The organism is Pedobacter sp. BMA, from assembly GCF_001027745.1.
Taxonomy (GTDB): Bacteria; Bacteroidota; Bacteroidia; order Sphingobacteriales; family Sphingobacteriaceae; genus Pedobacter.
On record NZ_LECU01000001.1, the window covers coordinates 452,974 to 479,632 of the forward strand.

Annotated in this window: 20 protein-coding genes; 7 read left to right on the forward strand and 13 right to left on the reverse strand. The window is 42.8% G+C overall.

Annotation, left to right across the window (positions count from 1 at the left end):
- Window positions 1-9 precede the first annotated feature (9 nt).
- From AB669_RS01725 to AB669_RS01735, 3 genes are all read right to left on the reverse strand, one after another.
- Window positions 10-1,398 (reverse strand): alpha-L-fucosidase, encoded by a 1,389-nt coding sequence (locus AB669_RS01725; protein ID WP_047797531.1) that lies wholly within the window; start codon window positions 1,396-1,398, stop codon window positions 10-12.
- A gap of 68 nt (window positions 1,399-1,466) precedes the next feature.
- Window positions 1,467-3,044, reverse strand: coding sequence for a hypothetical protein (locus tag AB669_RS01730; protein ID WP_047797532.1), 1,578 nt, complete (start codon window positions 3,042-3,044; stop codon window positions 1,467-1,469).
- A 129-nt stretch (window positions 3,045-3,173) separates the two neighbouring features.
- Window positions 3,174-4,400 (reverse strand): metallophosphoesterase family protein, encoded by a 1,227-nt coding sequence (locus AB669_RS01735; RefSeq protein WP_047797533.1) that lies wholly within the window; start codon window positions 4,398-4,400, stop codon window positions 3,174-3,176.
- A gap of 503 nt (window positions 4,401-4,903) precedes the next feature.
- On the opposite strand from AB669_RS01735, the gene AB669_RS01740 reads away from it, so the two are divergent.
- Window positions 4,904-5,359: a hypothetical protein gene (locus AB669_RS01740; RefSeq protein ID WP_047797534.1), complete on the forward strand. Its 456-nt coding sequence runs from the start codon at window positions 4,904-4,906 to the stop codon at window positions 5,357-5,359.
- Between the two features lie 127 nt (window positions 5,360-5,486).
- Here AB669_RS01740 and AB669_RS01745 read toward each other — a convergent pair whose 3' ends face one another.
- Window positions 5,487-6,176 carry a winged helix-turn-helix domain-containing protein gene (locus AB669_RS01745; RefSeq protein WP_047797535.1) on the reverse strand — a complete coding sequence of 230 codons (690 nt, stop codon included), beginning with the start codon at window positions 6,174-6,176 and terminating at the stop codon, window positions 5,487-5,489.
- Window positions 6,177-6,351: 175 nt separating this feature from the next.
- Window positions 6,352-7,338 (reverse strand): MBL fold metallo-hydrolase, encoded by a 987-nt coding sequence (locus tag AB669_RS01750; protein WP_197082305.1) that lies wholly within the window; start codon window positions 7,336-7,338, stop codon window positions 6,352-6,354.
- A gap of 117 nt (window positions 7,339-7,455) precedes the next feature.
- On the opposite strand from AB669_RS01750, the gene AB669_RS01755 reads away from it, so the two are divergent.
- Window positions 7,456-7,809 carry a helix-turn-helix domain-containing protein gene (locus tag AB669_RS01755; protein ID WP_047797536.1) on the forward strand — a complete coding sequence of 118 codons (354 nt, stop codon included), beginning with the start codon at window positions 7,456-7,458 and terminating at the stop codon, window positions 7,807-7,809.
- 7 nt (window positions 7,810-7,816) lie between these two features.
- Here AB669_RS01755 and AB669_RS01760 read toward each other — a convergent pair whose 3' ends face one another.
- Complete coding sequence (locus AB669_RS01760; RefSeq protein ID WP_047797537.1) at window positions 7,817-9,592, reverse strand: aminopeptidase P family protein; 1,776 nt, start codon at window positions 9,590-9,592, stop codon at window positions 7,817-7,819.
- Between the two features lie 97 nt (window positions 9,593-9,689).
- On the opposite strand from AB669_RS01760, the gene map reads away from it, so the two are divergent.
- A complete protein-coding gene (map, locus tag AB669_RS01765) occupies window positions 9,690-10,487 on the forward strand; it encodes a type I methionyl aminopeptidase (protein WP_047797538.1) in 798 nt (265 codons plus the stop codon).
- A gap of 105 nt (window positions 10,488-10,592) precedes the next feature.
- On the opposite strand, the gene AB669_RS01770 is transcribed toward map, so the two are convergent.
- The 6 genes from AB669_RS01770 to AB669_RS01795 all read right to left on the reverse strand — a co-directional run bounded on the left by AB669_RS01770 (window position 10,593) and on the right by AB669_RS01795 (window position 22,116).
- Complete coding sequence (locus AB669_RS01770) at window positions 10,593-12,863, reverse strand: GH92 family glycosyl hydrolase (RefSeq protein WP_047797539.1); 2,271 nt, start codon at window positions 12,861-12,863, stop codon at window positions 10,593-10,595.
- A gap of 19 nt (window positions 12,864-12,882) precedes the next feature.
- The gene (locus tag AB669_RS01775; protein ID WP_047797540.1) at window positions 12,883-15,096 is read right to left on the reverse strand and encodes an alpha-N-acetylglucosaminidase; all 2,214 of its coding nucleotides are present in this window, start codon (window positions 15,094-15,096) and stop codon (window positions 12,883-12,885) included.
- Window positions 15,093-16,307: an acyltransferase family protein gene (locus AB669_RS01780; protein ID WP_047797541.1), complete on the reverse strand. Its 1,215-nt coding sequence runs from the start codon at window positions 16,305-16,307 to the stop codon at window positions 15,093-15,095. Before AB669_RS01780 ends, AB669_RS01775 begins: the two co-directional genes overlap by 4 nt.
- A gap of 128 nt (window positions 16,308-16,435) precedes the next feature.
- Window positions 16,436-18,106: a RagB/SusD family nutrient uptake outer membrane protein gene (locus AB669_RS01785; RefSeq protein WP_047797542.1), complete on the reverse strand. Its 1,671-nt coding sequence runs from the start codon at window positions 18,104-18,106 to the stop codon at window positions 16,436-16,438.
- Between the two features lie 18 nt (window positions 18,107-18,124).
- Window positions 18,125-21,163, reverse strand: coding sequence for a SusC/RagA family TonB-linked outer membrane protein (locus tag AB669_RS01790; RefSeq protein ID WP_047797543.1), 3,039 nt, complete (start codon window positions 21,161-21,163; stop codon window positions 18,125-18,127).
- A gap of 65 nt (window positions 21,164-21,228) precedes the next feature.
- Window positions 21,229-22,116, reverse strand: coding sequence for an inositol oxygenase family protein (locus AB669_RS01795; RefSeq protein WP_047797544.1), 888 nt, complete (start codon window positions 22,114-22,116; stop codon window positions 21,229-21,231).
- Between the two features lie 335 nt (window positions 22,117-22,451).
- Here AB669_RS01795 and AB669_RS01800 point away from each other — a divergent pair, with 335 nt between their 5' ends.
- Both AB669_RS01800 and AB669_RS01805 read left to right on the forward strand, forming a co-directional pair.
- Complete coding sequence (locus tag AB669_RS01800; RefSeq protein WP_047797545.1) at window positions 22,452-23,459, forward strand: LacI family DNA-binding transcriptional regulator; 1,008 nt, start codon at window positions 22,452-22,454, stop codon at window positions 23,457-23,459.
- 115 nt (window positions 23,460-23,574) lie between these two features.
- The gene (locus AB669_RS01805) at window positions 23,575-24,834 is read left to right on the forward strand and encodes a sodium/solute symporter (RefSeq protein ID WP_369799724.1); all 1,260 of its coding nucleotides are present in this window, start codon (window positions 23,575-23,577) and stop codon (window positions 24,832-24,834) included.
- Here the strand turns inward: AB669_RS01805 and AB669_RS22520 are convergent.
- Window positions 24,831-25,043, reverse strand: a complete 213-nt coding sequence (locus AB669_RS22520) for a hypothetical protein (protein WP_369799725.1) — start codon at window positions 25,041-25,043, stop codon at window positions 24,831-24,833. The two genes, AB669_RS01805 and AB669_RS22520, sit on opposite strands and share 4 nt — an antisense overlap.
- Before the next feature lie 7 nt (window positions 25,044-25,050).
- Here AB669_RS22520 and AB669_RS22525 point away from each other — a divergent pair, with 7 nt between their 5' ends.
- Both AB669_RS22525 and AB669_RS01810 read left to right on the forward strand, forming a co-directional pair.
- On the forward strand, window positions 25,051-25,203 hold the full coding sequence (locus tag AB669_RS22525; protein WP_369799726.1) for a hypothetical protein: 153 nt from the start codon (window positions 25,051-25,053) through the stop codon (window positions 25,201-25,203).
- A gap of 45 nt (window positions 25,204-25,248) precedes the next feature.
- Window positions 25,249-26,652 carry a glycoside hydrolase family 28 protein gene (locus tag AB669_RS01810; protein ID WP_047797546.1) on the forward strand — a complete coding sequence of 468 codons (1,404 nt, stop codon included), beginning with the start codon at window positions 25,249-25,251 and terminating at the stop codon, window positions 26,650-26,652.
- Window positions 26,653-26,659: the final 7 nt, after the last annotated feature.

The window sequence follows — 26,659 nt, forward strand, 5'->3', positions numbered from 1 at the left end:
TAAAAATGTTTATTTCAAGCTTACCTTAAGCGTATACACTGGTATTTTGCTGACCTTTTTAAAATTGGCAGGCAGGGTTACTGAAACGCCGCTATCAGTTGATTTCCAGGTTACTTTTTCTTTACTCCCGAGTAATGCAACACTGGAAATAGAAACGCCTTTCAGACTTTTAATATCGAACTGCTTTTTATCCCAGCTTCTCAATAATACGTACACATTTTTGTCTTTAGCAGTAAAAAATATATCCGGGTCAAGCAGTTTTGGTGTTCCATCATAAACTGCATCAATCATCTTACCTTCGGCTTTGATATTCTTTATTGCATTATTTTCCTTTTCATTTCCCTCAGCTGTAACGGTGTAAGGATGGGTGCCCGTTATGGCCTGTCCATTTGTTTTCATCCAGTCACCCACAGAATCGAGTCTGGCAACAGCCCAATCCGGAAATATCCCTTTTCCTGTAGGCCCTACATTCAACAGTAAATTTCCATTATTAGCCACCACATTAATTAGGTTGCGAATAAGGGTTTCAGAAGATTTCCAGGTACTGTCGTGCCTGTTGTAGCCCCAGTTTTTCCCAATGGTTAAACATGCTTCCCAGTTTTTCTTAGCAGCGGCGTTTAACTTCTGTTCGGAAATATCGAAATCACCAAAGCCGTTCCCAATTCTGTTATTCACGAGGCAGTTCGGCTGCAAACCTGATATCAAACTGCGCAGTTCAGCGCTTTCATTTTTGCTGATGAGTTCAGGAGTATCAAACCACATCACCGCTATCGGCCCGTAATTGCTGAGGAGTTCTTTTATCTGAGGTTTCACCTTGCGCTCGAAGTACCTGTTAAATACTTTGGCATCTTCATCAGGAAAATCCCAGGTATTGCTCCTTCCGGCTTTTACAGGCCAGTTGGTAGGAACATCGGGATCTTCCCAGTCTCTGCCCAAAGAATAATACAAACACAATTTGATATCGTATTTTTTACAGGCTGCGGCCAGTTCAGCCAGGGGGTCGCGGTGAAATGGTGTCAACTTGTAAATATTATAATCGCTTGCTGCGGAATTGTACATCGCAAAACCGTCATGGTGTTTTGTAGTGTATACGATGTATTTCATTCCTGCGTCCTTTGCCTGCTTTACCCATTTTTCGGCATTAAACTGGCTTGGATTGAATTTCTTTGCGATTGTTGTGTAGGTTTTTACGGGTATACGCTCATACAACATGAAATGTTCACCGCCTTTAGATGCATGACCGTTCCAGTCGCCCGCAGCTTCTGCATATAGACCCCAATGTAAAAACAGGCCGAATTTGGCATCTTTAAACCAGGTCATATCCGGTTTAGCAGTTTGGGCAAAAGTAAAGACTCCGCATAAAAGGAGCAGTACAAAAATGGAAGTTGTTTTTTTCATGTAATTTTAAAAATTGGTTTAAATGGTTTATGATTTACTATTCAGGTACGGTGTGAACACCTCCTTTGTTATGGAATTGTAGTCACTTTTAGAGATGAAACGGCATCATTAATTCCACTGGCACTTAAGCAGGCAGCATCTGCGGTGAAAGTTACGGCTGTTCCGCCATAGTTATCGCTGCTGTATAGAACGGCTTGCATACCAGGGGGTACTTTAATAGCCGAGGCATCATCATTTACGCCCCCGTTGGCAACCAGTGCTGACAATAAAAAATTGCCTGAACCGAAGCTGGCTTTCCACCCGCTATAGTCGCAGCCCTGGTAAAGCTCAACATTGCCATCGCCTGCAAGATATCTGCGGTTTTTAAGCCAAAGAATACGTGCTGTGGTAGCGCCTGTACTCGCTGCATCGCCAGATGAAATGTTGATATTTGCGGCGGTAAAATATTTATCCTGACGAATATCTGCCAGATAAAAATACTCATGTTTTAATGAGAAAAAGCCCGCGGCGAGATTAATCCCTGTAGTTCCGTTTACGCGCCCGGCATAACTACCATCTGCATTCTGGTTTTTAAGTACTATATCGAAAAGGGTATTTGCCATTTTAGTGACGGTGAGCAGCGGTATATTGTAACGGCCGCTATTGTATGCCATCCACAATCCTTCTGCATCGTAGGCAAAATGGTTACAATCTTCCAGTGAGGCACTGGTAAGCGAATACATCCACCTCCAGCAGGCACTGCCCTGGGCTGAGGTAACCGATGTAAAATTTGCAATAAACCAGTTGATATTGGCCTGAACAATCGCATCATATTGAGTTATCCTCGATGCCTCATTATTCAGTAACACATGGCATTGAACCAGCCTGATCATCACATCAGTTACCATCACCAATTGATTCCATGGCGCAGGGCCGTTGGCCATATAGGTATTTGGTGCACCTGGAAAATAAAGTAACTTATCCGAAGTACGGACAAAACGGGGAATAATCCAGTTATCAATCACATAATTACATTCGGTAATGTATTTCAATGCCCTGGCTTTGTAAGTTGCTCCATAGCCCTTTGAATCTCCGATTCCCACATTCGTATTCCATATCGCCGGATGTTCAAGAATAAGTTTTGCACAATAGGCCATGTGGGCGAGTACTCTTCCCTGCTCTATCCCCGCCTGTGCAATAACCGTATCTTTAGCCGATGATGGCCAGATGGGATCAATGTTTCCAGTCCAGGTGGCTTTTTGCCCTCCGTTAGCCGCTGTGGCTTTATCATTTCTGGTAGATAAAATCCCATCGCAGAAATAGATCATCCGATCCAGGATGGCCACATCTCCGGTGGCTTCGTACATATTTCCGAAGGCTTCAACATTTGAACTGGGACCGCCAAAAACCCAGATGTTGTTTCCGCCATATGAATTTACGGTTTGGCTATTCATGTAAGTTTTAAAACCTGAAATTTCATTCGCTGTGATTGCACCATTCAGGCTTTCAATTGTTAGTCCGTTTGATGCAAGTAATACAGGATCACCAGCAGTAGCACTTATGGCCTGAGGTTTTAACTCTTCAACTGTTTCAGGCACTGTTTTCTGACAGGAACAAAACACCAGACCGTAGATAGCCAGGGTGATTAAAAGAATTGATTTTTTCATAGTTATTTTTTCTTGGTTGTGGCTTACCCTAAATTCATTAACTAAGTTAGTGTGGTTTAAAATGATAAAGGGGTGAAAATTCCGTTTAAAAAGGGGGAGATATCCTACAAAACTGGTAAAAATCCGGTTTTAGGGTTTTACTATATAATTCCCAACTTCCACACCATCATCCCTGAGCATATTGACTTTTAACTCATTGGCATCGGCGTGGAGCTGAATCAGCGTACGTTTACCGTCTTCAGGTCCCCCACCAATAATCAGCGGATAACTGTGCTGCTCATCGGGCGGGTGAATGCCATACTTATGGGTATGCCCGGAGAGTACGATATCGACTTTATATTTCTCGAAAAGCGGGTGAAACAGTTTCCGCACATGAGTGGTTCCGTGTTTTTCGTCGGAATTGAAGTGCGGAATGTGCATCAGTACGACACGGTATCTGGCTTTTTTGAATGCCTTGGTCTTCATCACCGATTCAGCCCATGTGGCCTGTTCTATTCTATAATCATCAAAATCTATCACACCAGCATATTCATTGTGGGTATCTGCCTTGTCTTCTCCAGTATCAAGCACAATAAACTGCACTGGCCCCCAGTTGAACGTAAAATAGAACCTGTTGTTTTGGGTTAGGAAGTACCGGTCAAACTGACGGGCATAGCGCCCCCTGGTTTCGTGGTTTCCACGCACGAACATGAAAGGCTTTGTGGAGCCCAGCGATTGTAAAACCGGGTTGATGAAGTGATCAATGATCTGCGGTTCGTTATGCACAAAGGTGAAAATATCACCATTGAAAAAAGTGAAATCGAATGGTTTATTTTTATTGAGGGTGATCAGATGTGGGATAGATTCAGGCCGGTCGTGCGTATCGTTCAGGATCAGCATCGAAACTTCCTTTGCATGCTCATCAGGCGCAGTAAAAGAAAACACCTGGCTTTCAATTGTAATGCCGTATTTTGGATAAGAGCTAAAGCTGCTGATCTCTTTGGAGCAAACCTTATAATAATAAGTTTTACCCGGTTTAAGATTTTTCAGTATGATTGAATTTACGGTATTATCGGCCTCTACAAATCCGAGTTTAGTCTGTGGAGTAGCGATGTTATTCAAATTTTTATCTTCCCCAAAAGCCACCCAGCTCTTCCCGGGTTTATTGGTTATCCATCGAATAATGATTTCATTTGGGGAAAAGCATTGTAAATAGGGTTGCGTAAGGAAGTGGTAATCCCCATCAGTGTGATTGGTTAAGGATTGACTGGATTTGACCTGAGAAAATGCAGGTAATGTGGTACCTAGAAATCCTGCCAAGCCTAGGTTGGATAACTTTTTTAGGAAACTTCTGCGCGGGGGTTTCTGATTACTCATATTGTTGCTGATTTGTCACTAGCAAATTTATCTGGAGCGCTTCAATCCAATGGGAGAAAATCCTAAGTAATTAGGGTGATAAATGGTTAAATGATATAAAACTTCATCAGGATATATTCTGTGGGCCTGGGCTAGGTATGAAGGCATATTCAAGGCATAATTCACCTTAAATACAGTATAACTTGTCCGTGTTTCGTACGTGTCTTGAACGTGTCTCGAACGTGTCTGCTACGTGTTTTGATGTTCCTGCCACGTTTCACCTCAGCTTCAGGCATGTCTTTGAAACGTACTGGTTATATGTCGTGGTGCCTTTGTGGTCGAAGGAATACAGGAGGAAACCCTTGCCTGGCAGAAATACATGTGTGATCTTACAGAGCTATCTTCAGCAATTTTCCCCCTAAATAGTTAGAATATTAGCCCTATTTGCTCAAGGTCCGTATCTAAATTTAGATTATTCAACACTGATAAAAGTGGAGAATAACCGATAAATCAAAAAACAAAAAATGAAAACTAAAATGATGATTGTATCGCTGGCACTAGGCTTGGCAGGATACTCCCAAATGAATGCGGCGAAAGCGGCCGGCAAAGTAATCAATACTATGGAAAATGCAGTGCCAAAGGCAAGCGTTACCGGAGTAGATGTAAAACCATACCAGGAAACAAACCCGGGGAAGGCTACAAAACCAGAGGAACCCAAAGTAACGGTATTCCAGGGCTGCAGTAACGGCGGCTGGTCTGCATCCTTTGGCGTAGGCAAGTATACTTTAGCTGAACTGGTTAAAGCAGGTGTAACTAAAAACCAGATATCGTCTGTAACTGTGCCTGATGGCCTTAAGGTAACGCTTTACAAAAGCGAAGATTTAACTGGTGAATCAACTGTGCTTACATCGAGCAAAAAATGTCTGGTAGACATTGGTTTCAACGACAATGTATCTTCAATTGTTGTTTCCAAAAACTAAAGGATACAGGCACGACTGCTTAAGCAGTCGTACTTGTACCATTATTATTGGTTGAACTGACGATTTTTGATTCAGATCTTTGAAGACTATTGTGACGCTATGTTAGTGGTCGACACCGGCCATCATACTAATTTCCCGAAATCAATAGTTTATGCCCAATAGACCTCAGGTTAACAATTGAAATGGCACTGTCGCCGGAGAGCTTGCGTTTTAGTTTAGAAACGCAAACATCCATGCTTCTGGCCGTATAATAATCCAATCTTCCCCAAATCAAACCGAGTGATTTTTCCCTCGGCAGAACATCATTTTTATGTAGCAGTAGCATTTCGAGCAAGGCTGTTTCTTTTAAAGTCAGGTGATAATTATCTACGGGAGTTGATAGTTGCTGATCGCCAACGCTTAACCTGCTGTTTCCAAAATTGAATGCGGCCTCACTGGTCTGCCACAGGCGCTTGTGATCGTCATTCAGGTAGTGAAGCAATTTTGGCATAAATTCATCGAGATCGAGCGTCTTCTTAATGTAACCCGTGCCGAGAATGCCCAGTTCAAGTAATACGGTTTTACTTGGTGGCATAGTTCCCCAAAAAAGCAAAATTGCATCAGGATGTTTCCTGCGTACTCTCCCAGCTATGTAATAAGGATTGTGGTCAGGGACATCCATATCGAGGATACACCATTTTGCTTTCAGGTTTTCCCCGCTGTTTAATAAATCTTCTGATCTTTGAAAAGCAACAACGGGAAGTTGCCGGTCAAGCATTCCTTTAAGGATGGTTTCACGCACTACCCCCTCCCGTTCTAAAAAAAGTATATTTTCCATGGTGATAAGTTATGCCCAGGCTTTGCCTGATGATAAGCCGCGGAAAAATACCAACCAGATGGAAATTTATTTTATAAAAGCGACAAAGGGCAAAGATTCTGCAACCAAACACGGATAATTTGCGACTAAACATTGCCCCCGTTTTTGATTTTTACGGTCGCTCTTCCCTTTTCCATCATCGCAAGTCTGGGAGCGCGGATTGCTGAGGCAACCATTCGTAGGCCTGGCCCTTCTGTTTCAAATGTCCTAAGCCCGGCCACGGCAAATGGTAGGAAAATAGCAGGGATTTCTCTGCAGCTAACTGACCCAGCACCTTTTTTCGGGATGTGATGGCCAGTTCAAAATCAGTATCCCCCTCAAAACCCCATTCCGGATGTTCGATAACCAAAGCTGCGGAATGCACCAGATCGGCCAGGTGAAAAAGCCGGTCGCCACCAGTATACACCTCCAAAATACAGTGCCCTGGCGTATGACCCGGGGCGAGATGAACCCTTATGCAGCAGAAAAGTTCATCACCATCTCCGACCAGATGTAATCGGGATTTTGCCGCAGTAATATTCTTTTTGGCTACTGAAACTACCATACGCTTCAATTCTTCATCTTTAATTTTACTTTTTGAGAAATCCTGTTGGTCTGCCATCCAGAAGTCGTGTTCGATTTGTGATAAATAGATCTCAGCATTCGGAAACACCAGTTTGCCAGCCTCATTAGTCAATCCACCTATATGATCGGGATGCGCATGGCTGATGACTACATCGGTAATATCGGAAGCCTTGATGCCTGCCTTTTCAAGATTGGGGACCAGCCACCCTGAGTTTGCACCAAAACTGCTTCCGCAGCCGCTGTCGATCATGATCATCCGGTTTCCTGACTTGATGAGCATGATATTTATACCGAGGTCTACCATTTTTTTCGAAGCAAAATGAGCTTCAAGCGCCTGATTAACTTTTTTAGCGTCAATTCCGGGAGCGAAGTTGGGTTGAACCGGGGTCATCGGAATGTGACCATCCGTAACTAGTGTAATTTCAAGCTTGCCAAGCTTAAATCGGCTGTAACCCCTGATCTCCTGCTTTGTTTCAGACATGGCATAAATTACTTTGGTATTAACCATTGCCACTAAAGCGAGTAGCGCAGATTGTTTTATTGCAGTTCTTCTGTCCATCTTTTTTTCTTTCAAAACTAGCATATTGGTATATTTGCATCAAGTATGTACTTTTTTGTAACCTACATACCTTTTGTAATCTATTGCTGATTATCAGCAAATTAATTTTTGTCTGTCATGAAAAATGAAGATGTTAAAGCCTACTGTGCAGTTGATTTTGCTTTTCAACGCATTGGTGGCAAATACCGTGGAAGGATATTATGGTATCTGAATGAGCACAAGGTTTTACGATATGGGGAGCTTAAACGTTTATTGAAAGGCATTACCACTAAAATGCTGACCCAAACCTTAAGGGAACTGGAACAGGACGGATTGGTTTTCAGAGAGGTATATCTGGAAGTACCGCCGAAAGTAGAGTATTCTTTGCAACCTGCCGGCACAGCGCTTATTCCGATCATTGATCAGTTGAGGCAATGGGCAGACCACCAGATACTTGAACTGCCGATAGCGGGAGCGGCTACGGAATGCTGATATTTTCTTAAATTGCCTTACACTTCTCTGAAAGCCAGCTTTGTTCTTCTGAATTTAAAAGCGGACTTAACTGGCGGTACACTTCCTGATGATATTCATTGAGCCAACTGATCTGTTTTTTGTCGAGCAGGCTTCTCACAATACAGGAGGTATCAATATGTGCAAGGGTAAGGGTTTCGAAGCTTAGGAATTCTCCAAAATCAGTGGTGTGGTCTTCAACAGTCAGGATCAGATTTTCAATTCTAACCCCATGTTTTCCCGCACGATATATCCCGGGTTCCATAGAGGTTAACATGCCGACTTCAATGGCTACAGGTACGTTGGATGGTCCGATATTCTGTGGGCCTTCATGAACGTTGAGAAAGTAACCTACCCCATGCCCTGTACCATGCCCGTAGTTGATGCCATGCTCCCACATTTGTTTCCGGCAAATGCCGTCAATCTGGTATCCGCGGGTACCTTTAGGAAACTTAGCCATCGAACCGGAGATCATCGCGGAAAGGACCAGCGTATAATCTATCATTTCTTCGTCGGTTAATGCGCCAAGGGGTACAGTCCGCGTAATGTCTGTTGTACCGTGAAAGTAATGACCGCCTGAATCGAGCAGATAGAGACCTTCAGATTTGAGTTTTGTTTCATCCCGTTGATCTGGAGAATAATGTGGCATCGCTGCGTTAGGGCCATATGCAGAAATGGGCGCAAAACTCGGTCCTGCATATCCTTCCTGTGCTGCGCGGTAAGCCGTAATTTTTTCAGCGGCCATCCACTCCGTCACTTTACCTGAACCTGCATTTTCTTCCAGCCATTTGAAAAAGCGCGTAATCGCTACGCCGTCTCTGAGCATTGACGAGATAATGTTTGCCACTTCAACACTGTTCTTTATTGATTTTAATGGTGCAATTAAACTATCGCCAAATTTGAGTTTGACCTGCCCGGGAAGTATATGTTGAACCTGATGGCTGGTTTTCTTTGGATCGATCAAAATTTCGGATGTAATGGGAAGTGATGCCAGATGGCCTTCAAAATCATCATAAGGATAAACATGAATACCCTGAGCATGAAGTGAGGTTAAATCCTGCTCATTTAATTTGCCTTCGGCAAGGTACAGTTTCACTTCAGTAGTTGTAACAACCGCAAATCCAAGTACAACCGGGTTGAAAATAACATCCGATCCACGCAGGTTAAACAGCCAGGCGATTTCATCGAGGGCGGGAAGGATGAGGGTATTTGTTTTCTGCTGCTTCATTTTATTCCTCACCTGCTTTAATTTCTCTGAAAACGACATTCCGCAGTTAGATTCATCGAGCAAAAATGCTTCTTGTGAAGGCATTAACGGACGTTCAGTCCAGATTCCAGCGATAAAATCGATATTTCTTAACACCACCTGTTTATCTGACAGGCCTTCTTCGATCTGGCCAACCAGTGAAACAGGAAGCAAACGGAAATCAAAACCTACTGTTGCGCCATCGGGAAGACAGCCATGTAACCATTCGATGTATTCAGGCTGATACTGGACCTTCAGTTTAACCAGTTCAAAACCCGTGTTGATCAGTTCTTTTCCGGCCTGCTGGAAATACCTGAAATCTGTCCATAAGCCGGCAAAATCCTTCGTTACCACCACTGTCCCCATAGACCCGCTGAAACCACAGATAAACCGGAGTTGTTTGTAAAACTCAGGCACGTATTCGCTGAGGTGTGGATCGGCTGAAGGGATAATATAGGCATCTACCTGATGCTCCTGCATTAATTTTCTAAGCTGGGAAAGATTTTCCTGATGGTTCATGTTTGATACGGAATATTGACCTGTTGTTTTCAAAACTACAAAAAGGAAGGTAAACTTGATACTCAATACTTGCTACTTTATTCGTAATTTTGCGCCAATGATTTTTTACAAAACTGACGAACAAGTAGAACTGATGCGAATCAGTGCACTTTTGGTGAGCGAAACGCTGGCCGAAATCGCGAAGATATTACGTCCCGGCCTGGCCACAATTGAAATAGACAAGCTGGCGAATGAATTCATTTTGGATCATGGTGCCGTACCTTCATTTTATAATTATAGTGGATTTCCTCACCACATCATCACTTCTGTTAATGACGTAGTGGTTCACGGTTTTCCGGGTAAAGAAATTTTAAAAGATGGAGATATCATTTCTGTAGACGTTGGTGTAATTAAAAATGAATACCATGGTGACCATGCCTATACTTTTGTAATTGGCGATGCAAGCGAGGAAATTCTGGATTTAGTTAGAACAACTAAAGAGTCGCTATTTGTAGGAATAGCTGAAGCTGTTGTTGGTAAAAGACTAGGCGATATTGGTTTCGCCATTCAGAATCACAATGAGAAAAAGGGTTATGGTGTGGTGCGGGATTTTGTTGGCCACGGATTGGGAAAAAGTATGCACGAGGATCCTCAGGTGCCTAACTATGGAAAACGCGGATCGGGTTTAATGCTAAAGGAAAACCTTGTGCTAGCCATCGAGCCCATGATTAACCTCGGCAAGAAAGAGGTATACATTGAGAAAGACGGATGGACGGTGAGAACGAAAGACGGAAAGCCTTCTGTTCATTTTGAGCATGATGTATGCGTTAAAAAAGGTAAGGCATTGATCCTGTCAGACTATGCTCCTATTGAGGCCGCAGAAAAGAACAACAGCAATTTGAAGTTTATCGGATAACAGGCATTCGCTATACTCATTTCGAAATAAAAAAGGAAGTCCCGCTCAAATACGAGCAGGACTTTTTTCCTTATGGTCATCATAACAAAATCATCAGTAACGGGGTTACTTCATTTCTTTCAGATAGAACGTGAGCACCCCTCCCGCAGTAAGTTCTTTGTGCGAAATCTGATTACCTGTGAGGGTTATCCCGTTCAAGGTTATCTTAGCGATATACATCGCATTTGAGCTGCTTTTGACGCGGTTAATTCTGAGTACTTTTCCGTTTGCAAAGCTCAGGCTGGCCTGTGTAAATGCGGGTGATGTCATCTGGTAGATACCGGAAACCGGATCCACAGGGTAGAAACCCAAAGCAGCGAATACATACCATGCCGACATTTGCCCGGCATCATCATTTCCGCTCAGGCCGCCCGGGCCATCACTATACTCTTCATTTAAAATCCGGGTAACCGCCTGCTGTGTTTTCCAGGGCGCGTTGGTAAAGTTGTACAGGAACGGGATCTGATGTCCGGGTTCGTTTCCGTGCCAGTATTCTTTTTTCTTAAAAATTGAATCGAGCTCATTTTCCAGCTGCTTTTGTCCACCCATTAATCTGATCAAACCAGGCATATCCTGCGGCACATAAAAGGTATACTGCCTTGGGGTTCCCTCGGTGATATAGGGTTCACGGTGATCAGCATAAAATGGCTGATACCATTTTCCACTGGCATATCTGCCGCTCACCATCCCCACTTCTTTATTAAAAACATGCTGATAATTACCGGATCTCTTCATCAGCGCATTGTAGTCGTCGGTTTTACCTAAGCTTTTAGCCACAGTTGCCAGTGCGTAATCATCGTATGCATATTCAAGCGTTCTGCTTACCTGCTCTTTTTTATGAAAGGCATTCGGAATGCTGTCTTCCATCGGGATATAACCATATTTCATATAACTGGTAATCCCTCTCCTGCCTTTTCCATCCAGATAACTGACAGAATCGGGCATTTCGAAAGCATTTTGCCTCATCAAACGGTAGGCTTCGTTAACATCATAATCCCGTATACCCTTATTGTAGGCTGAAGCCAGGAAGGCCGTACTGTGGTCGCCAATCATTGCAGCGGTGTAACTGTTCCAGCATGGAAATATAGGCAGCCAACCACCTTGCTGGCCTTTCAACACCAGCGACTTGGCAAAAGCATTTGCAAATGATGGATTCAGCAATTCGACCAAAGGCAGTTGTGCACGGTAAATATCCCACATGGAAAAGTCATCATAGTAATTACCCTTATCGATCACTTTGCGCTGGTAGTTGCCCGAAAAAGCAGGATAGCCCCCATCTACATCATTAAATAAGCGGGGATGTTGTTGGGCATGATACAATGCGGTATAGAAAATTCTTTTTTTCTTTTCATCCTGATCAGTGATACTGATCTGGGAGAGTGACTTTTCCCATACTGCAGTGGTTTTGCTTACTACCTGTTCAAAGCCATCGTTACCGATCTCCGTTTTCAGGTTATGCTTTGCGGCTTCGATGCTCGTGAACGACGTGCCCGAGTACACCAGAACAGACTCGCCTTTTTGAAGTTTGAAGCCTACATACGCGCCGATATCTTTCTGATTGCTGAGGGATTGCTGATGAATGATTTTTTCTTCCGAAAATACCCCACTGTTGCTGAAGCTGCGCTTAATCTGCGTAAAGAAGTATCCGCTGAATCCTGCAGGCTGCCCCCATCCCTGATAAATGCGGTGTGCAGGATTGAAGCCCGAAACCTCACCTTTGCTTGCATCAACATGGACAGATCCCTTCTTCTGATCGCTGTTTGGGGTAATCAGCAGGTACACACTATCGGCTTTTAATGCAGTAATTTTCATTACACTGCTGCGTAAGGTAGCGGTAAGTTCGACCTGAAGATTGTAATTAGGCAAATTCACCTTATAATAGGCGGGTGTAGAAACCTCTCCGCTATGGCTGTAATCATCGGCATATGCGGAAGACTGGGTTTTAAGTTTCCCAGAAATGGCCATAATGGTGAAGCTGCCATAATCCTGGGTACAGGAACCACTAATCCAGTGACTGGCCCTGAAGCCATAGATTTTTTTATTGTTATAGTAATAGGGTGCCAGGCATTTTGTTTCAGAAAGCTGCGTCTGTGGCGTCCATTGCGTCATGCTGAATGGCGGTGCAACCGCAGGGATGGTATTGGCAAGCCGTTCGGTTTTATCTTCTACGTGCTGACTTGCCGGTGTGGTACTGGCTGAAGTACCGGAGAATGGCTGCACGTATTTAATGAATTGTTTTTGCGCGAAACTTTCATTCCCCGCAAGCGCTATTAAAACTATCAGTAAAAACCGGTTACTGCACTTAAAAAAATTATTCTTATTTGGTAACGTAAGCATCTTAAATATCATTTATCCTTTATTTTGCATGGCTGGTTCCTGCTATTTCTCTGTATTTTGTGTGTAACTCGATGGCGGTATTTACTGCATCACCTTTGGGATTTAAAGGATAATCTTTTCGTGTATTTACCCACTTCCATTCCCAGACGCTTATTTCATCTTTGAACTGATCCAGATCAGCTTCCTTCCCTGCTGCCATAGATTGTTCCAGTTTACCAAGAAATTGCTCCCATCGCGGCTTATAAAAATCAGCCAGTAAACCACTCCATTGTCTGCAGGCGTATTCATTCAACGGACTTTTAGCATCGCCCCACAAAGTAATCAAATCTTTGGCATTCATTTCATATAAAGATTTTTCTTTGGCAGTAGTTCCCCAGGCCCGTGCCTGACTTACCCAGGGGCCAAGCATAAAATCTTTTCTGGTAGCCAATAATCTGTCGAGGTCATCGATAAGCTGCAAAAATTTGCGACTTTCCGCTTTGAAGGTTTGAAAGTCTTTCTTCCGGTATGCTTCAACAAATTTACGCTGAACCGGTAGCGCATAATTGGCCAGAACCTGCCGGGTTACATCAACCAGGTCGTATTGAAAACCATCATTCGTTTTGCATGCCGCACTTGCTTTGATGAGTTCGTCCCATGCGGGTAGTAAATCCTTTTCGTTATAATTAAGTGTTGTTTTTGCCCATCGTGAAAGTGAATCTAAAGTTGGCCTTGCCTGGATAATGGATTCGGCCCCATCTCTGATGTATCGGTCTTCGGGCACTTTATATACCGTTTGCCTCAAAATCTGCCAGGCTTTTATTGCATGCACATCAGGGGTTCCATAGCGGTTGCGGACGAATTCAGGCAGCCAGTTATCCAGGTTAATTGGTTTAGAGGTCCATACATTTTCCATCATAAGCTCATAAAGTACCGGATTTTGCTCAATCCCTTCCATGCTAAGTCCGATGCCTGTCATTTTTCCGCTTTGCGGATTTTGAAGTGCTGCAGCCGGCTGCGTTGCTACCACATCCATGCGGCCGAACAAATTGGTATTTCCACCGAAATTATGGAGCATATTCCAGATCCAGGGCTTACCATAAAAGCCATTAGTTCGTTTCCAAACGGGTTCAATTTCGGTAGCCAGATCCAGCAGAATCATTTTATCATCGGGCACAGCACGTAGAAGGGCTTCTGTCTGCGCTTCTTTCCAGAACTTTCTATCGCTATAAAACAGCCAGCCCTGCATTACCCAAATGGCCTTGGGATCTGCAGCCGACATACCACCATATACTTTTGCAGACAGTTCACTTAAAAATCCAGGGTCGGATGATGGGGGCTCATTTTCATTAAAAGTATCTGCAGAATACAGGTGGTCGGTTCCCAGAAGTGCTGTTTGTTTCTGCAGGAATTTCTTTCCGATTGTTGCAAACATTGGGTCTCCGGCATCCAGGATATAGGTATCGGCAAAGCCGTTGGTCCAGTTTGTGGATTTCAACTTTGCATTTGGGAATTTTTGTTTAAAAGCAGCCGGAACGTGACCGGTAAATGCGGGCAGAACGGGTTTCATCCCCAATGACCGTGCCCGGGCCAATATTTTCTTTTGTAGTTCGAAATGACTTTTCATCCAGCTTAGGGGAAGCGGGCCACCCCAGCCATCGATATTACCCATCCAGAACCAGGAAAAATAAGCCGGCCCGGTAAAGAAACCCTTTAATTCATCGTCAGAAAAACCCATTTCTTTATAAAGCAGGTACCAGGTATATTCCTCACCAGTAATGGCCAGGGGCATATTAATGCCGTGTAATGCCATCCAGTCGATTTCCTTTTCCCATCGTGCCCAGTCCCACCAGCTCATGCTATAGTTGAAGGTACAATAATTCAGGTAATAGCGATAATCGTAAGGGGTTTGCTTTCTGATTTTCTTGGCAACCACAGGTAATTTTGGAGGCAGGTTCAAATTTGTCCCATTCCACGTAACCTGGCTATGGGTATAGTTAGTTAGGTAATGATAGAATGCGGAAGCCACTGCTACACCGCTGCTGCCCCTTAATATAATTTTTCCGTTCTTACTTTCAATTTCAAAGACGTCTTTTCCGCTTTCCAAACCAATGCTTTGCGTAACAAAAAACTGGTGGTGCTTGGGAACAACGCGGCTGATCAATGCATTTGAGGCCTTCAGAAATGGCTGTGACCATGTTTTTGTTGCCAGCAGCGTGAGTAAGGTAAGTGATAGTAATAGTTTGTATTTCATATTTTTAAGAACCACTTTTTATCGTATAAAAATTTTAAGAGTAAGAGCTGTATGACCAGAACACCTGTCCACAAGGCCGCTGATTGCCATATTGACGGGATCATTTTGACCAGTCCGCCGAAAAGAAATGCTGATGAAGATTCGAAATTAAAAAAACCGTGGGCACAAACATAAATGAGTATTGAATTTGTTCCCATCCAGATAAAGGGTATACTCCATTTCTGCCAGAACTGAACATCAATAATAAAGTAGAAGACAGCAAAAAGAACGATACTCCAGCCCCCTGCATATAACACAAAGGTGCTGCTCCACATCGTTTTATTGATTGGAAAAACAGGATTCAGAACCCAGCCTGCGAGAATAAACAGCAGGCCAGCGAGCAACATGATTCCGGTTTTTTTAAGGGAACTAATCCGTTGCATTTCTGTTTTAATGAATGTTCCTGTAAAAACACCTATCATTGCCGAACATATCGCCGGAACGGTACTTAATAAACCTTCGGGATCGTACACCAGGCGATGGAGCTTACCTGGTAGAAACAACCGGTCTACATAAGCAGATAAATTGCCTTCCGCTGTAAACACACCCTTTCCAAAACCAGGAACCGAAACGAAGGCCATCAGTAAGTAGTAGCCTGCCAATATTAAAACAAAACACAAAACCTGCTTCGGGAGCTTACAGTTTAAATAAATAACTGCCGCGAAGAAAGTTGCCAGACCAATGCGCCCAAGCACACTGGCGAAGCGAATGTTTTCGTAACCATTCCATTGCAATAATCCATTAACAATCATTCCCAGCACAATCAGTACCAGGGTTCTTTTGATTAATGGAAGGTAAACTGACTTTTTATTTTTTACACCGCTACTGAGGTGTTTATGATAGGAAAAAGGCATTGATACTCCTGAAATAAATATAAAAAGCGGAAAGATCAGGTCGTAAAAGGTAAAACCATTCCAGGGGGAATGGTGTAATTGATTACTTAGTCCGATAAACAGTCGCTCGAAAAAAGAAAGATTCTCGTTGGTGGCAATGGTCCAGTCTAAGGGATTTCTCACCAGCCTATGCTGTTCTTTTATTCCATTTGCTATGCCATGAAAAATCCCTTCACCACTAACGATCCAGAACATATCGAAACCGCGCAGGGCATCCAAAGAAACTAGTCTTTTTGGCTTTTCATCCGATCCGGCTTTTGCGGGTTGTTTGAAATTCATATTGTTTTTATCCTTTGGCAGGGTATTATTGTGCGATCAGCAAATTAAAAATCGCTTAATTGATGGTTAAAATTAACATTCCCCATGAAATGAAGGGGAATGTTAATTGGTAAAAAGAATGCAATAAATTAGTAGCCTGGATTTTGAACCAGGGTATTGTTGGTGGCGATGGCTGTACTCGGTATAGGAAAAATGCGTCGGTAAGTGTCGGCATTGGTTTTAGACAAACCGTAAGTATTTTCAAATTTACCAAACCGGATCATGTCATTACGGTGCCAGCATTCCCATGCAAATTCTTTTGAGCGTTCGTTGTATAATACATCGAGGGTTAGTGCGCCTAACACAGCAGATGTTGTTCTGTTGCTTCGAACGCTATTTACCAGACCTAAAGCAGTAGCGCCCAGGGTTGGTGTACCTCCCCTGAAAATGGCTTCAGCTTTCATCAATACAATATCTGAATACCTGAACAAAGGCATATCATTATTCTGATTACGGTTAGTGGTATTGGTATAATCAGCTATGAATTTAATGTTACGATAGCCAGTGTTCCAGGCAATTTCATCCTTACCTAAATCATAGGAAGATGCGCCTAAGCGCGAACTTGATAATGGAGTAAGATTTAACTGGTAAGTATAACTTCCTGCCGGTGTACCGCCTGTGTAAAACTGATCATAGCCTAAGTTTGTGGTATTCACCATAATCGGATTTCCATCCTGCCAGTATTGCAATCCGGTAAGCCATTGTTTATTCCTGATATCGTTTGCATCGTTAAAGTTGGCATAAAATTCAGTTGTTGTCATTCTTGGTCCGCTGGGCTTGTTATTAACCAGGCCGCCACCACTGCTCTGGTTCATTACGGGATTGGTGAATGAGCCCGGTGTTGATCCTGAATAGAGGTAACGGATACCAAGGTTCCGGTTTAAATCGTAACGGGCCATAAACATATTTCCGATGGAGGTAGATGCATCGAAGGGTATGGCAAAAATGAATTCCTTTTGTGACGGTCCATTGGTAGGGTAAAACATTTGCAGATAAGTTGACAAAGGTTCAACGCTGTATAAGCCTGAACTGATGACCTGATCACAAGCGGCGATACAATCATCGTAACGTGGAGTACCGGTATATACCGCAGCATTCAGGTACATCTTAGCCAGAATGGAATAAGCCAGATATTTTGTCGGCAAGCCATAAGTTGCGATACCGGAAGTGCCTTTCAAATATAGAATAGCCGCTTTAAGTTCGCTTTCTACAAAATTGAAAACGGTAGCGCGTGGTGAATTGGTTTTTAATGCTGTTGAGCCGTAAAGTGTATCCAGAGGTACATTTCCATATAAATCCATCATCATGAAATATGCCAGCGAACGCATGGTTTTCAGTTCGGCAAGGTTGGTGTTTTTCGCCTCGCCAGCCGGAGCGGATTGCCTGATGATTGAAATGGTTTGATTAGCGGTACCGATGATATTGGTGAGGTACGACCAGCCTGCTGCCACCCATGCATTGTCTTTAGTCCAGGTATGGCGGTGCAGTTCGAGATACTTATTCCCATCAATCCAGTCGGAAGCAAAAATAGGCAATACCGATTCATCTGTAGATGAACTTTGCAAAAAGAAATAGGTTGTGGCGTAATCGCTCCGTAAATTAATGTATACCGCACCTGATGCAGAGGTTAACTGGGCAGCGGTTTGGGGGTAAGTTTCGGGGGTAAGTTCTGAAGAAATGGGTACCTCAAGCTTTTGGCATGAAGAGAATATCAATGCCCCGCTTAGTGCGCATAATATTCCAAATAATATCTTTTTCATGTTCTTAAAATTATTTTGTTAAAATGATGCGTTAAGGCCTAATAAGAAAGTGCGGGTTTTAGGGTAAAAATTGTTATAATCAATACCTGGCGCAACTCCTCCCTGGTTAATTTCCGGATCAATTCCCTTATATCCGGTGATGGTAAACAGGTTGTTGGTGGAAACATACAGCCTTACATTGCTTACATTCTTAATCAGGTTTTTGAAGTTATAACCCAGTGTGGCATTATCCAGCCTGACGTATGAACCGCTTTCAATATACCGGTCAGAGTAGAATGAATTCCGGGTATCGCTTACTTTATCATCAGCGGCGCTGTTGAGGATGTTATTTACTGCTGCACCAGCGGTGTAAGATAAATCGGCTCGTGTGGCGTTAAAGATTTTATTGCCAAAGGTCCCCCTTAAAAAGATGTTTAACTCCAGCTCTTTATATTTGAATGTATTGCTCCAGCCCATCAGCACTTTTGGCTGTGCGCTGCCAAGGTAAAAGTAGTCAGTTCCGATGGCGGGTGTGGTAGTTGTGGATCCGTCTCTTTTATAGAAAAGTGAATTGCCGGCGGCGTCTTTTCCTGCATATTTAAGGGAGAAAAACTGACCTAGCGGGTAGCCTACTTTAAGAATCTGCAAAGTGGCATTGGTTTGTCCCGGCCCCTCAGGATCTGAGTAGCGTACAGAATCTCCGTTTGAATATGGTCCTTTTAAGCTGGTAATTTTGTTTTTGTTGTAAGCCATATTAATGGTGGTAGACCAGCTAAAGTTTTTTGTAGCTACCGGCGAGCTGCTTAAGCTTACCTCGATACCTTTGTTGTTGATACTTCCACCATTTGCCCAGATTGCGCCTCCAGGTACCAGAGAAGCCGATACACTATATTTGAATAACATATCTGTGGTATTTTTATCATAAACATCAACACTACCAGAAACCTTATTGTTGAAAAGACCGAAGTCGACACCTAAATTTTTGGTTGCTGTACGCTCCCATTTCAAATCAGGATTTGAACCCTGAATCGGGGCGTAAGCAGCAGCCTGTACCCCATTGTTATAGTAAGTACCGCTTATACCATAAATTAACTGACCGGTGTATGCTCCGATGCCCGAAGAGTTACCCGTAATACCATAACTGGCACGGATTTTTAAATCGCTTACCACGGTTTGCCCTTTCATAAAATCTTCTTCACTCACTCTCCATGCTAAACCCACTGAAGGAAAATAACCCCACTGGTTGTTTTTACCAAATACTGAACTCCCGTCGCGTCTGATCGATCCTTGTAATAAATATTTGCTTTTATAATTATAGTTCACCCTGAAGAAGTCGGAAATCATCTTGATTCTTCCATAGGTAAGGTCGTTACCTAGATTAATACGGTAAGAGGAAATGGCATAAGGATTTCCAAGTGCCAGGTTGGCAAAGCCAATGTAATCTGTCGGGAAATTGGTACTTGAAGTCTGAAACCCGTCACCCACCACGTTATCCTGGTAAGTATAGCCCAATACTGCGTTGATGCTGTGGTCACCAATCTTCTTATCCCAGGTTAAAAAGGTTTCCAGTGTTTTTGTAGAGTTCTCATAATTGCTTCTCAATGCAGATCCGTTTGTTCCGAACAAGCTTCCGATGAGGGTGTGCGCTATGCCTATACCAGGATCAGGATTATTATAAAAGTTTGACGTTGGGTATTTACCAAAATAGCTGCTGTAAAATTCTCCGTGTGCGGCAGTGGTTTTCTGGTAAGATAAGTTTACGTTATACGTAAAACCAAATGGCAACTTTACTTCTGTATTAAATCCACCGAGCAGCACATTGTATTTGGTTTCATCCTGTGCATTATCTGAAATGGCGATGGGATTGAAATACCCTGTGTTATTCAGGTTTTCAAAATAACTTCCATCGGCATTGTATATCGGTGAAACGGGTAAACGTTTAGCCGCCTGCAGCAAAACTATGTTTTGCAATGGCTCATTTATTGATTTGCTACTTGAATTGGATAGGTTTAAGCTAAATTTCACCTTATCGTTAAAAGCATATTGATCGATATTCAAACGGCCGATGATCCTTTCGAGTGAACTTTTTGACAGGATCCCTTCTTTATCGAAATAATTTAAGCTGGCACTGTAGTTACTGTGCTCTGCCCCGCCGCTAAAGGAAAGGTTATGGTTTTGTGAATATGCGGTAGAACGCTCGATGGCTTTCATCCAGTTTGTATTCTGGCCTTTGTCATCGTTTGGAGAAAAGGAAACTTTATTGGCGGTAAGATAACTTCTGAGTTGATCGGCATCCATTAAATCAAGCTGGCTGCTCACTTTTTCCGCAGCGGCATAACCGCTGTAGCTGAGTTGTGGTTTACCGGATTTACCTCTTTTAGTAGTCACCATGATTACCCCACTAGCTGCGCGGTTACCATAAATTGCCGTTGCAGCAGCATCTTTCAACACATCGATTGAGGCGATATCGGCTGGTGCGATTGCAGCAATATCGGCTCCTGGAATTCCATCAATCACATAGAAGGGCGCTCCAGGACTGTTTACAGTGGATGCTCCACGCAAAATAACTGCTGCAGGCTTATTCGGATCGCCGCTGGCACTGATATTTACACCGGCAACTTTTCCCTGCAATAACTGACCCACATCAGAAATGGCACCTTTATTCAGTTCTTCGGGTTTTATAGTGGTAATGGCACTCGACAACGTTTTACGGGAGCTTTTTCCATAACCTACAACCACTACATCGGTAAGCGAAGCAGTAGCTTCAGCAATGGTTACCTTATAGTTAGAAGAGGCGCCTACGCTGATTTCTTTTGTTTCAAAGCCCATGAAAGTGAAAACAAGTTTATCACCTGTTTTTGCCGCGATGCTAAAAGCACCTTTATCACCCGTAATTGTTGCTTTGCTGGTTCCTTTTACCGATACAGAGGCACCGATAATGGGGGCCCCGGAAGCCTCAACTAAGTTTCCGGTGATTTTCCGTTCAGTTTGCGCAAAGGCGATATTGAACGATTGGCTGATCAATAGAAAGAGCAAAATAATGCAGCCAGTATTTAAGCTTTTTAATTTTGATTTCATGATTCGTGTAGCATTTGGTTCATAATTGGTTAGTTTAATTTGGTTATAAGGATATTTGTTATTGATTAGAACTTTATGTTTACCGGCAGGTATTTGGCTACCAGCGCCTGATAATAGGGTTTTAATTCTTCCCAGCTTTTCTGATTTGGGTTTTTCGAGTAAAGATCGTAAGGGTTAAACAACCTTACCCATTTAAACATTTCGTGGTCCTTCTCACTCATCAAATGATCGTAAGCATTCTCTCTGTGTTGGGCATAAAAGGAATGGTAACGCAACATGTAAAGCCCCCCTTCCGGTATATAGGGTTTCATCATGTGATACACATATTCATCGTGGCCCCACGACATATGCACATGATCCAATCCGCAGTTTTGCGTATATACCCCCAGCTTAGTCTGGTATTCTGGTTTATGATAATCAGGATTATTGGCAAAAAACTCTGAGTAAACAATTTTATCTGAATAGGCACATCCAACCGGGAAAGTATCACCAACTACAGCCCACTGTGGTTCACCATACAGGCAAAGCACTTTACCCATATCATGGATCAGCCCCACCAATACCATCCAATCCGGGTGACCGTCATTGCGGATGGCTTCGGATGTTTGAAGTAAATGTTGCATCTGGTCGAGGTCGGTGTCGGGATCTGAATCATCTACCAGCTGATTGAGAAAATCGAAAGCACTCCATATCGGCATCTCCTCTTTATCGAACTTCAGGTAATCTGCTTTTTTCTGCTGAACGAAGTCGTAGGTCTGATAGGTATGATTGAGTCTGTAAAACTCCTTTACCCCATCTTTTTCGGTTTCCTCGTAATTCCGGAACTGTTCCTCTTTTTTATCGGTATTGATGGTTGTTGGATCGGGATAACGGACTAATAAATCCTCCTCCCACTGATCGAGATTTTTCATAGGGTTTTCATTTTCCTTTGAAATCAGGTTTTCGTTTCTCATAATACTAGAAATGATTTGGTTAAAAAATATTTCTTTGGTTAGCTAAAATTGAGAGTTTGAAAACGTAAAGCATTATATTTTGGCAACTATATTTACTTAAACGATTACGTAAATTTTAAAAAATAGATTACTAATTACTGAAAATCAATAAATTATATATTTGTTTAGAATGATTCAAGGTTGTAAACATCCTGCTCAATCACATGTTAAAAAGATGCTATTGTAACAATTATTTTATATTTTCGTAATAGCAGAGTCTATCATGAATAAGCCAATGTCTGGTGTTTTCGGGATATTGAAGCAGAATTAAAGACTAACAAACTAAGAATTATAAAATGTCGGGGGAAGTTAATATTAAAAGACTTGCGCAGGAGCTGAACATCTCTATTGCAACGGTTTCTAAGGCGCTAAATGATAGTTACGAAATCAGTTTAAAAACCAAAACCCGTGTATGGACACTGGCGAAAGCACTTAACTATACCCCAAATCCTGCAGCCAGCAATTTAAGGAGCAATAAAACCAAAACCATCGCTGTAATTATTCCATGTGTGGCCAATAACTTTTTTTCGCTCGCCATTAAAGGTATTGAAGAAATAGCCCGGCAATATGGCTACCATGTACTCATCTATCAAACGCATGAAGATACGGAAATGGAAAAATCATTTACCAACAGCTTGCTGAATGGAAGAGTAGATGGCATACTGACCTCCGTTTCGAGCAATGAATACAATGATGAGTATTACCGGGAGCTGGTAAAGAAAATACCTGTGGTGCTCTTCGACCGTGTATATGAAAGCCTGGATACCTTCAAGGTGACTACCGATGACTATCAAATATCGTTTGAAGCAACAACGCACTTGATTCAATGTGGTTGTAAGAAAATTGCTTACCTGTATGGGCTGGATCAATTGCCTGCCGGAAGGGCAAGGTTTATGGGATATACTGACGCACTGCATGCGAACGGACTTGAACCGAGAGAAGAACTTATTGTAAAATACCAACCCGAAGAGGAAGTAAACCTAAAGCAGATCAAACAGCTTTTTCAAGATCAGCAACCTGATGCACTCTTTTCTTCAATTGAAGAATTTATCATTCCTGCGTACTCGGCTTGCATTGATCTGAAACTAAATATCCCTGAAGATGTAAAAATTTTAAGCTTCTCCAATATGAGCTCGGCCCGGTTACTCCATCCTTCGCTTACCACCATCACGCAACCCGCATTTGAAATCGGGAATGAAGCTGCCAAATGTTTGTTTAAAATTTTAAATAAAAAAGGTATTGATGATGAGCGGGATGTAGTGCTAAAATCAGTGCTCATTAAACGGGCTTCTACAGGCTGTTAAACATCCAGGCATTTAGCCGCTACCCGAAAACGTTTACGTAATTAAATAAGCTGCTAATTCTTTTAACTATGGGATTTTTTCGGACTTTTAAAAGAACCAAATATAATTCCTTTCTATGAACCATTTATCAGGGCTTGACTGTACTGTATTCTTTATTTATTTTATTATCGTTTCAGCTTACGGTTATTGGGTTTACCGCAGCAAAAAACAACAGAAAACCGATACTAAAGACTATTTTCTGGCAGAAGGTTCTTTAACCTGGTGGGCTATCGGTGCATCTATTATTGCTTCCAATATCTCTGCAGAACATTTTATCGGCATGTCGGGATCTGGTTTTGCTATGGGACTTGCAATTGCCAGTTATGAATGGATGGCTGCCGCAACGCTGATTATTGTTGCGGTTTACTTCCTCCCCATCTACATCAAGAATCACATATACACCATGCCGCAGTTTTTATCAAGGCGGTATAATAATACGGTAAGTACTTTAATGGCTGTATTCTGGTTATTGGTATATGTTTTTGTAAACCTCACCTCCATATTCTTTTTAGGTGCAGTGGCCATAGAAACCATTACCGGAATCCCTTTTAGTACCTGCATCATTTTTCTCGCTATATTTTCTGCAATCATAACCCTTGGAGGAATGAAGGTGATTGGCTATACGGATGTGATACAGGTGGTTGTACTGGTTATTGGCGGATTAATTACCTGCTACATGGCGCTTAAACTGGTGTCGGAGAAACTACACACCCAAACGGTACTGGATGCTCTCCCCCTGCTCCGGACTGAAGCTTCTGATCATTTTCATATGATTTTTAATAAAGGCGACAAGTTTTACCATGAGTTACCGGGTATTGCGGTATTGGTTGGGGGACTTTGGATCAATAACCTGAATTATTGGGGATGTAACCAATACATTGTTCAGCGTGCCCTTGGGGCAGATTTGAAAACCGGCCGGAACGGATTGATATTTGCAGCATTCTTAAAATTGCTCATCCCGGTGATGGTAGTGATTCCGGGTATTGCAGCATTTGTACTTTATCAAAGGGGGTATTTCCAGGCTGAAATGCTGGACGCAGCCGGGGTTCTTAAGCCGGATCATGCCTATCCTGTGCTGATGAATCTGCTTCCCACGGGCATTAAAGGGATGGCCTTTGCAGCGCTTACCGCTGCTATTGTTGCATCGCTTGCCGGGAAATCAAATAGCATTGCCACTATTTTCACACTGGATATCTACAAAAAATACCTCAACCCTGCTGCATCAGAACGGAAGCTGGTGAATGTAGGCAGATGGGCCGTAGTTGTGGCCTCACTCATTGCTATAGTAGTTGCTCCGGCCTTAAGGAGTTTTGATCAGGTATATCAGTTTATTTAGGAATATGTTGGCTTTATTTCACCGGGTGTATTTGCGATTTTCCTGCTCGGTTTCTTTTGGAAAAGAACCACTTCGAAAGCAGCCCTTTCCGCAGCTTTGCTCACCATCCCACTCTCTATACTCCTTAAATTTTTACCTGTATTAACCAATGGCTGGATTGAACCCATCCCCTTTCTGAACCGAATGTCGTGGGTTTTTGTGATTATCATTGTACTGATGGTGTTAATCACACTCGCAGATCCGAAAAGCAAAGACAATAAACAGGGACTCGAAATCGATAAAAGCATGTTTAAGGTTACCCCGGCATTTGCGGTGGCTTCAGTAATGATCTGTGGCATACTTGCCGCACTTTATACGGTTTTCTGGTAGATTCATCAATTCATAACAACAAGTTTCATCATCAACACATTCAACATGAAATTCCTTATTGCCATTGCCCTTTTGATCACGATTAGTATGCCCGCCGGAGCGCAATATAACATTATTCGTTACGGTGCCAAAGGCGATGGCAAAACCAATGATGCAAGGGCCATTCAAAAAGCCATAGATGCCTGCGCTGCTGCCGGCGGAGGACAGGTGCTTTTACCTGCAGGTCATGTGTACCTCTCAGGCCCGTTTAATCTGAAATCATTTGTAGAATTCAGGGTAGAATCGGGCGCTAAATTGCTGGCAAGCCCTGACGAAAGTATATACAAACAAAGTGCTTTCAGGGATAATAAGGGTGAAGGCACCATCTGGATCGGGGGCAAAAAACTGGAACAGGTAAGCATTACCGGAGGCGGTGTAATTGATGGAAACGGCATTTCATTTATGGGCGAAGAATTAAGTGATTCGTATGTACTTAAACCATTCAATATCATTGATCCACGACCACACCTGTTAACATTGGAGGGATGTAACAAGCTGAACATCGAAGGGGTAACTTTTCAAAACTCTGCCTACTGGACTGTTCACCTGATTGGCTGTAATGATGTATCCATCGCCAATATCACTTTACTAAACAGTATTAAAATCAGGAACAGTGATGGGATTGATCTTGACCATAGTAAAAATGTGAGGATCACCAATTGTTATATTGAATCGGGTGACGACTGCATTTGCCTGAAAAACCGCCGTGAATTTGAGGAATATGGTGCCTGTGAAAATATTGTGGTGAGTAACTGTACAATGACATCAAGCTCATGTGCCATCAAAATCGGGTCGGAAAATATGGACAGAATCAGTAATGTACTGATCAATAACTGCAATATCCGTAAGAGTAACCGTGGCATAGGTATACAAAACCGTGATGAGGGAACAGTGAGCGAGGTCATCTTCTCTAACCTGATTATTGAATCGAAACTATTTTCGGATGTTTGGTGGGGTAAATCTGAGCCGATTTACATTACCGCTTACCCGAGGGCAACTGCCAATAATAAAGATGCGGGCTGGCGTTTACCAAAAGGACAAACGAAGGGTTTTGTAGGCGCGGTTAAAAATATATATTTCAGCAACATCCGTTGTACAGGAGAAGGAGGAGTTTACATCAGCGGAGAATCACCTGAAAAAATCAGCAACATCGAGTTCGATCAGGTAAGTGTTTTCATGAATAAAAGCACAACAGAAATGGGTGGGATTTACGATCGAAGACCCAGTAATGTAGAAGGGCTGATTAAAAGCCCGATTGCAGGGTTCTATTTTGAGAACACCGGGAATATCAATGTATCTAACAGCCAGGTGATTTGGGGACGGAACAAACCAACCTATGCCGGCAAAGCCATTGAACAGAAAAATGTGAGCAAACTTAAAACTGCGAACTTCACGGAGCGGAATGATTAACCGCCGC

Bases quoted from the DNA above. Each gene is read 5' to 3' on its own strand.
- AB669_RS01725 (WP_047797531.1), bottom strand. From the start codon at position 1,398: ATGAAAAAAACAACTTCCATTTTTGTACTGCTCCTTTTATGCGGAGTC.
- AB669_RS01730 (WP_047797532.1), bottom strand. From the start codon at position 3,044: ATGAAAAAATCAATTCTTTTAATCACCCTGGCTATCTACGGTCTGGTG.
- AB669_RS01735 (WP_047797533.1), bottom strand. From the start codon at position 4,400: ATGAGTAATCAGAAACCCCCGCGCAGAAGTTTCCTAAAAAAGTTATCC.
- AB669_RS01740 (WP_047797534.1), top strand. From the start codon at position 4,904: ATGAAAACTAAAATGATGATTGTATCGCTGGCACTAGGCTTGGCAGGA.
- AB669_RS01745 (WP_047797535.1), bottom strand. From the start codon at position 6,176: ATGGAAAATATACTTTTTTTAGAACGGGAGGGGGTAGTGCGTGAAACC.
- AB669_RS01750 (WP_197082305.1), bottom strand. From the start codon at position 7,338: ATGGACAGAAGAACTGCAATAAAACAATCTGCGCTACTCGCTTTAGTG.
- AB669_RS01755 (WP_047797536.1), top strand. From the start codon at position 7,456: ATGAAAAATGAAGATGTTAAAGCCTACTGTGCAGTTGATTTTGCTTTT.
- AB669_RS01760 (WP_047797537.1), bottom strand. From the start codon at position 9,592: ATGAACCATCAGGAAAATCTTTCCCAGCTTAGAAAATTAATGCAGGAG.
- map (WP_047797538.1), top strand. From the start codon at position 9,690: ATGATTTTTTACAAAACTGACGAACAAGTAGAACTGATGCGAATCAGT.
- AB669_RS01770 (WP_047797539.1), bottom strand. From the start codon at position 12,863: ATGCTTACGTTACCAAATAAGAATAATTTTTTTAAGTGCAGTAACCGG.
- AB669_RS01775 (WP_047797540.1), bottom strand. From the start codon at position 15,096: ATGAAATACAAACTATTACTATCACTTACCTTACTCACGCTGCTGGCA.
- AB669_RS01780 (WP_047797541.1), bottom strand. From the start codon at position 16,307: ATGAATTTCAAACAACCCGCAAAAGCCGGATCGGATGAAAAGCCAAAA.
- AB669_RS01785 (WP_047797542.1), bottom strand. From the start codon at position 18,106: ATGAAAAAGATATTATTTGGAATATTATGCGCACTAAGCGGGGCATTG.
- AB669_RS01790 (WP_047797543.1), bottom strand. From the start codon at position 21,163: ATGAAATCAAAATTAAAAAGCTTAAATACTGGCTGCATTATTTTGCTC.
- AB669_RS01795 (WP_047797544.1), bottom strand. From the start codon at position 22,116: ATGAGAAACGAAAACCTGATTTCAAAGGAAAATGAAAACCCTATGAAA.
- AB669_RS01800 (WP_047797545.1), top strand. From the start codon at position 22,452: ATGTCGGGGGAAGTTAATATTAAAAGACTTGCGCAGGAGCTGAACATC.
- AB669_RS01805 (WP_369799724.1), top strand. From the start codon at position 23,575: ATGAACCATTTATCAGGGCTTGACTGTACTGTATTCTTTATTTATTTT.
- AB669_RS22520 (WP_369799725.1), bottom strand. From the start codon at position 25,043: ATGATAATCACAAAAACCCACGACATTCGGTTCAGAAAGGGGATGGGT.
- AB669_RS22525 (WP_369799726.1), top strand. From the start codon at position 25,051: ATGGTGTTAATCACACTCGCAGATCCGAAAAGCAAAGACAATAAACAG.
- AB669_RS01810 (WP_047797546.1), top strand. From the start codon at position 25,249: ATGAAATTCCTTATTGCCATTGCCCTTTTGATCACGATTAGTATGCCC.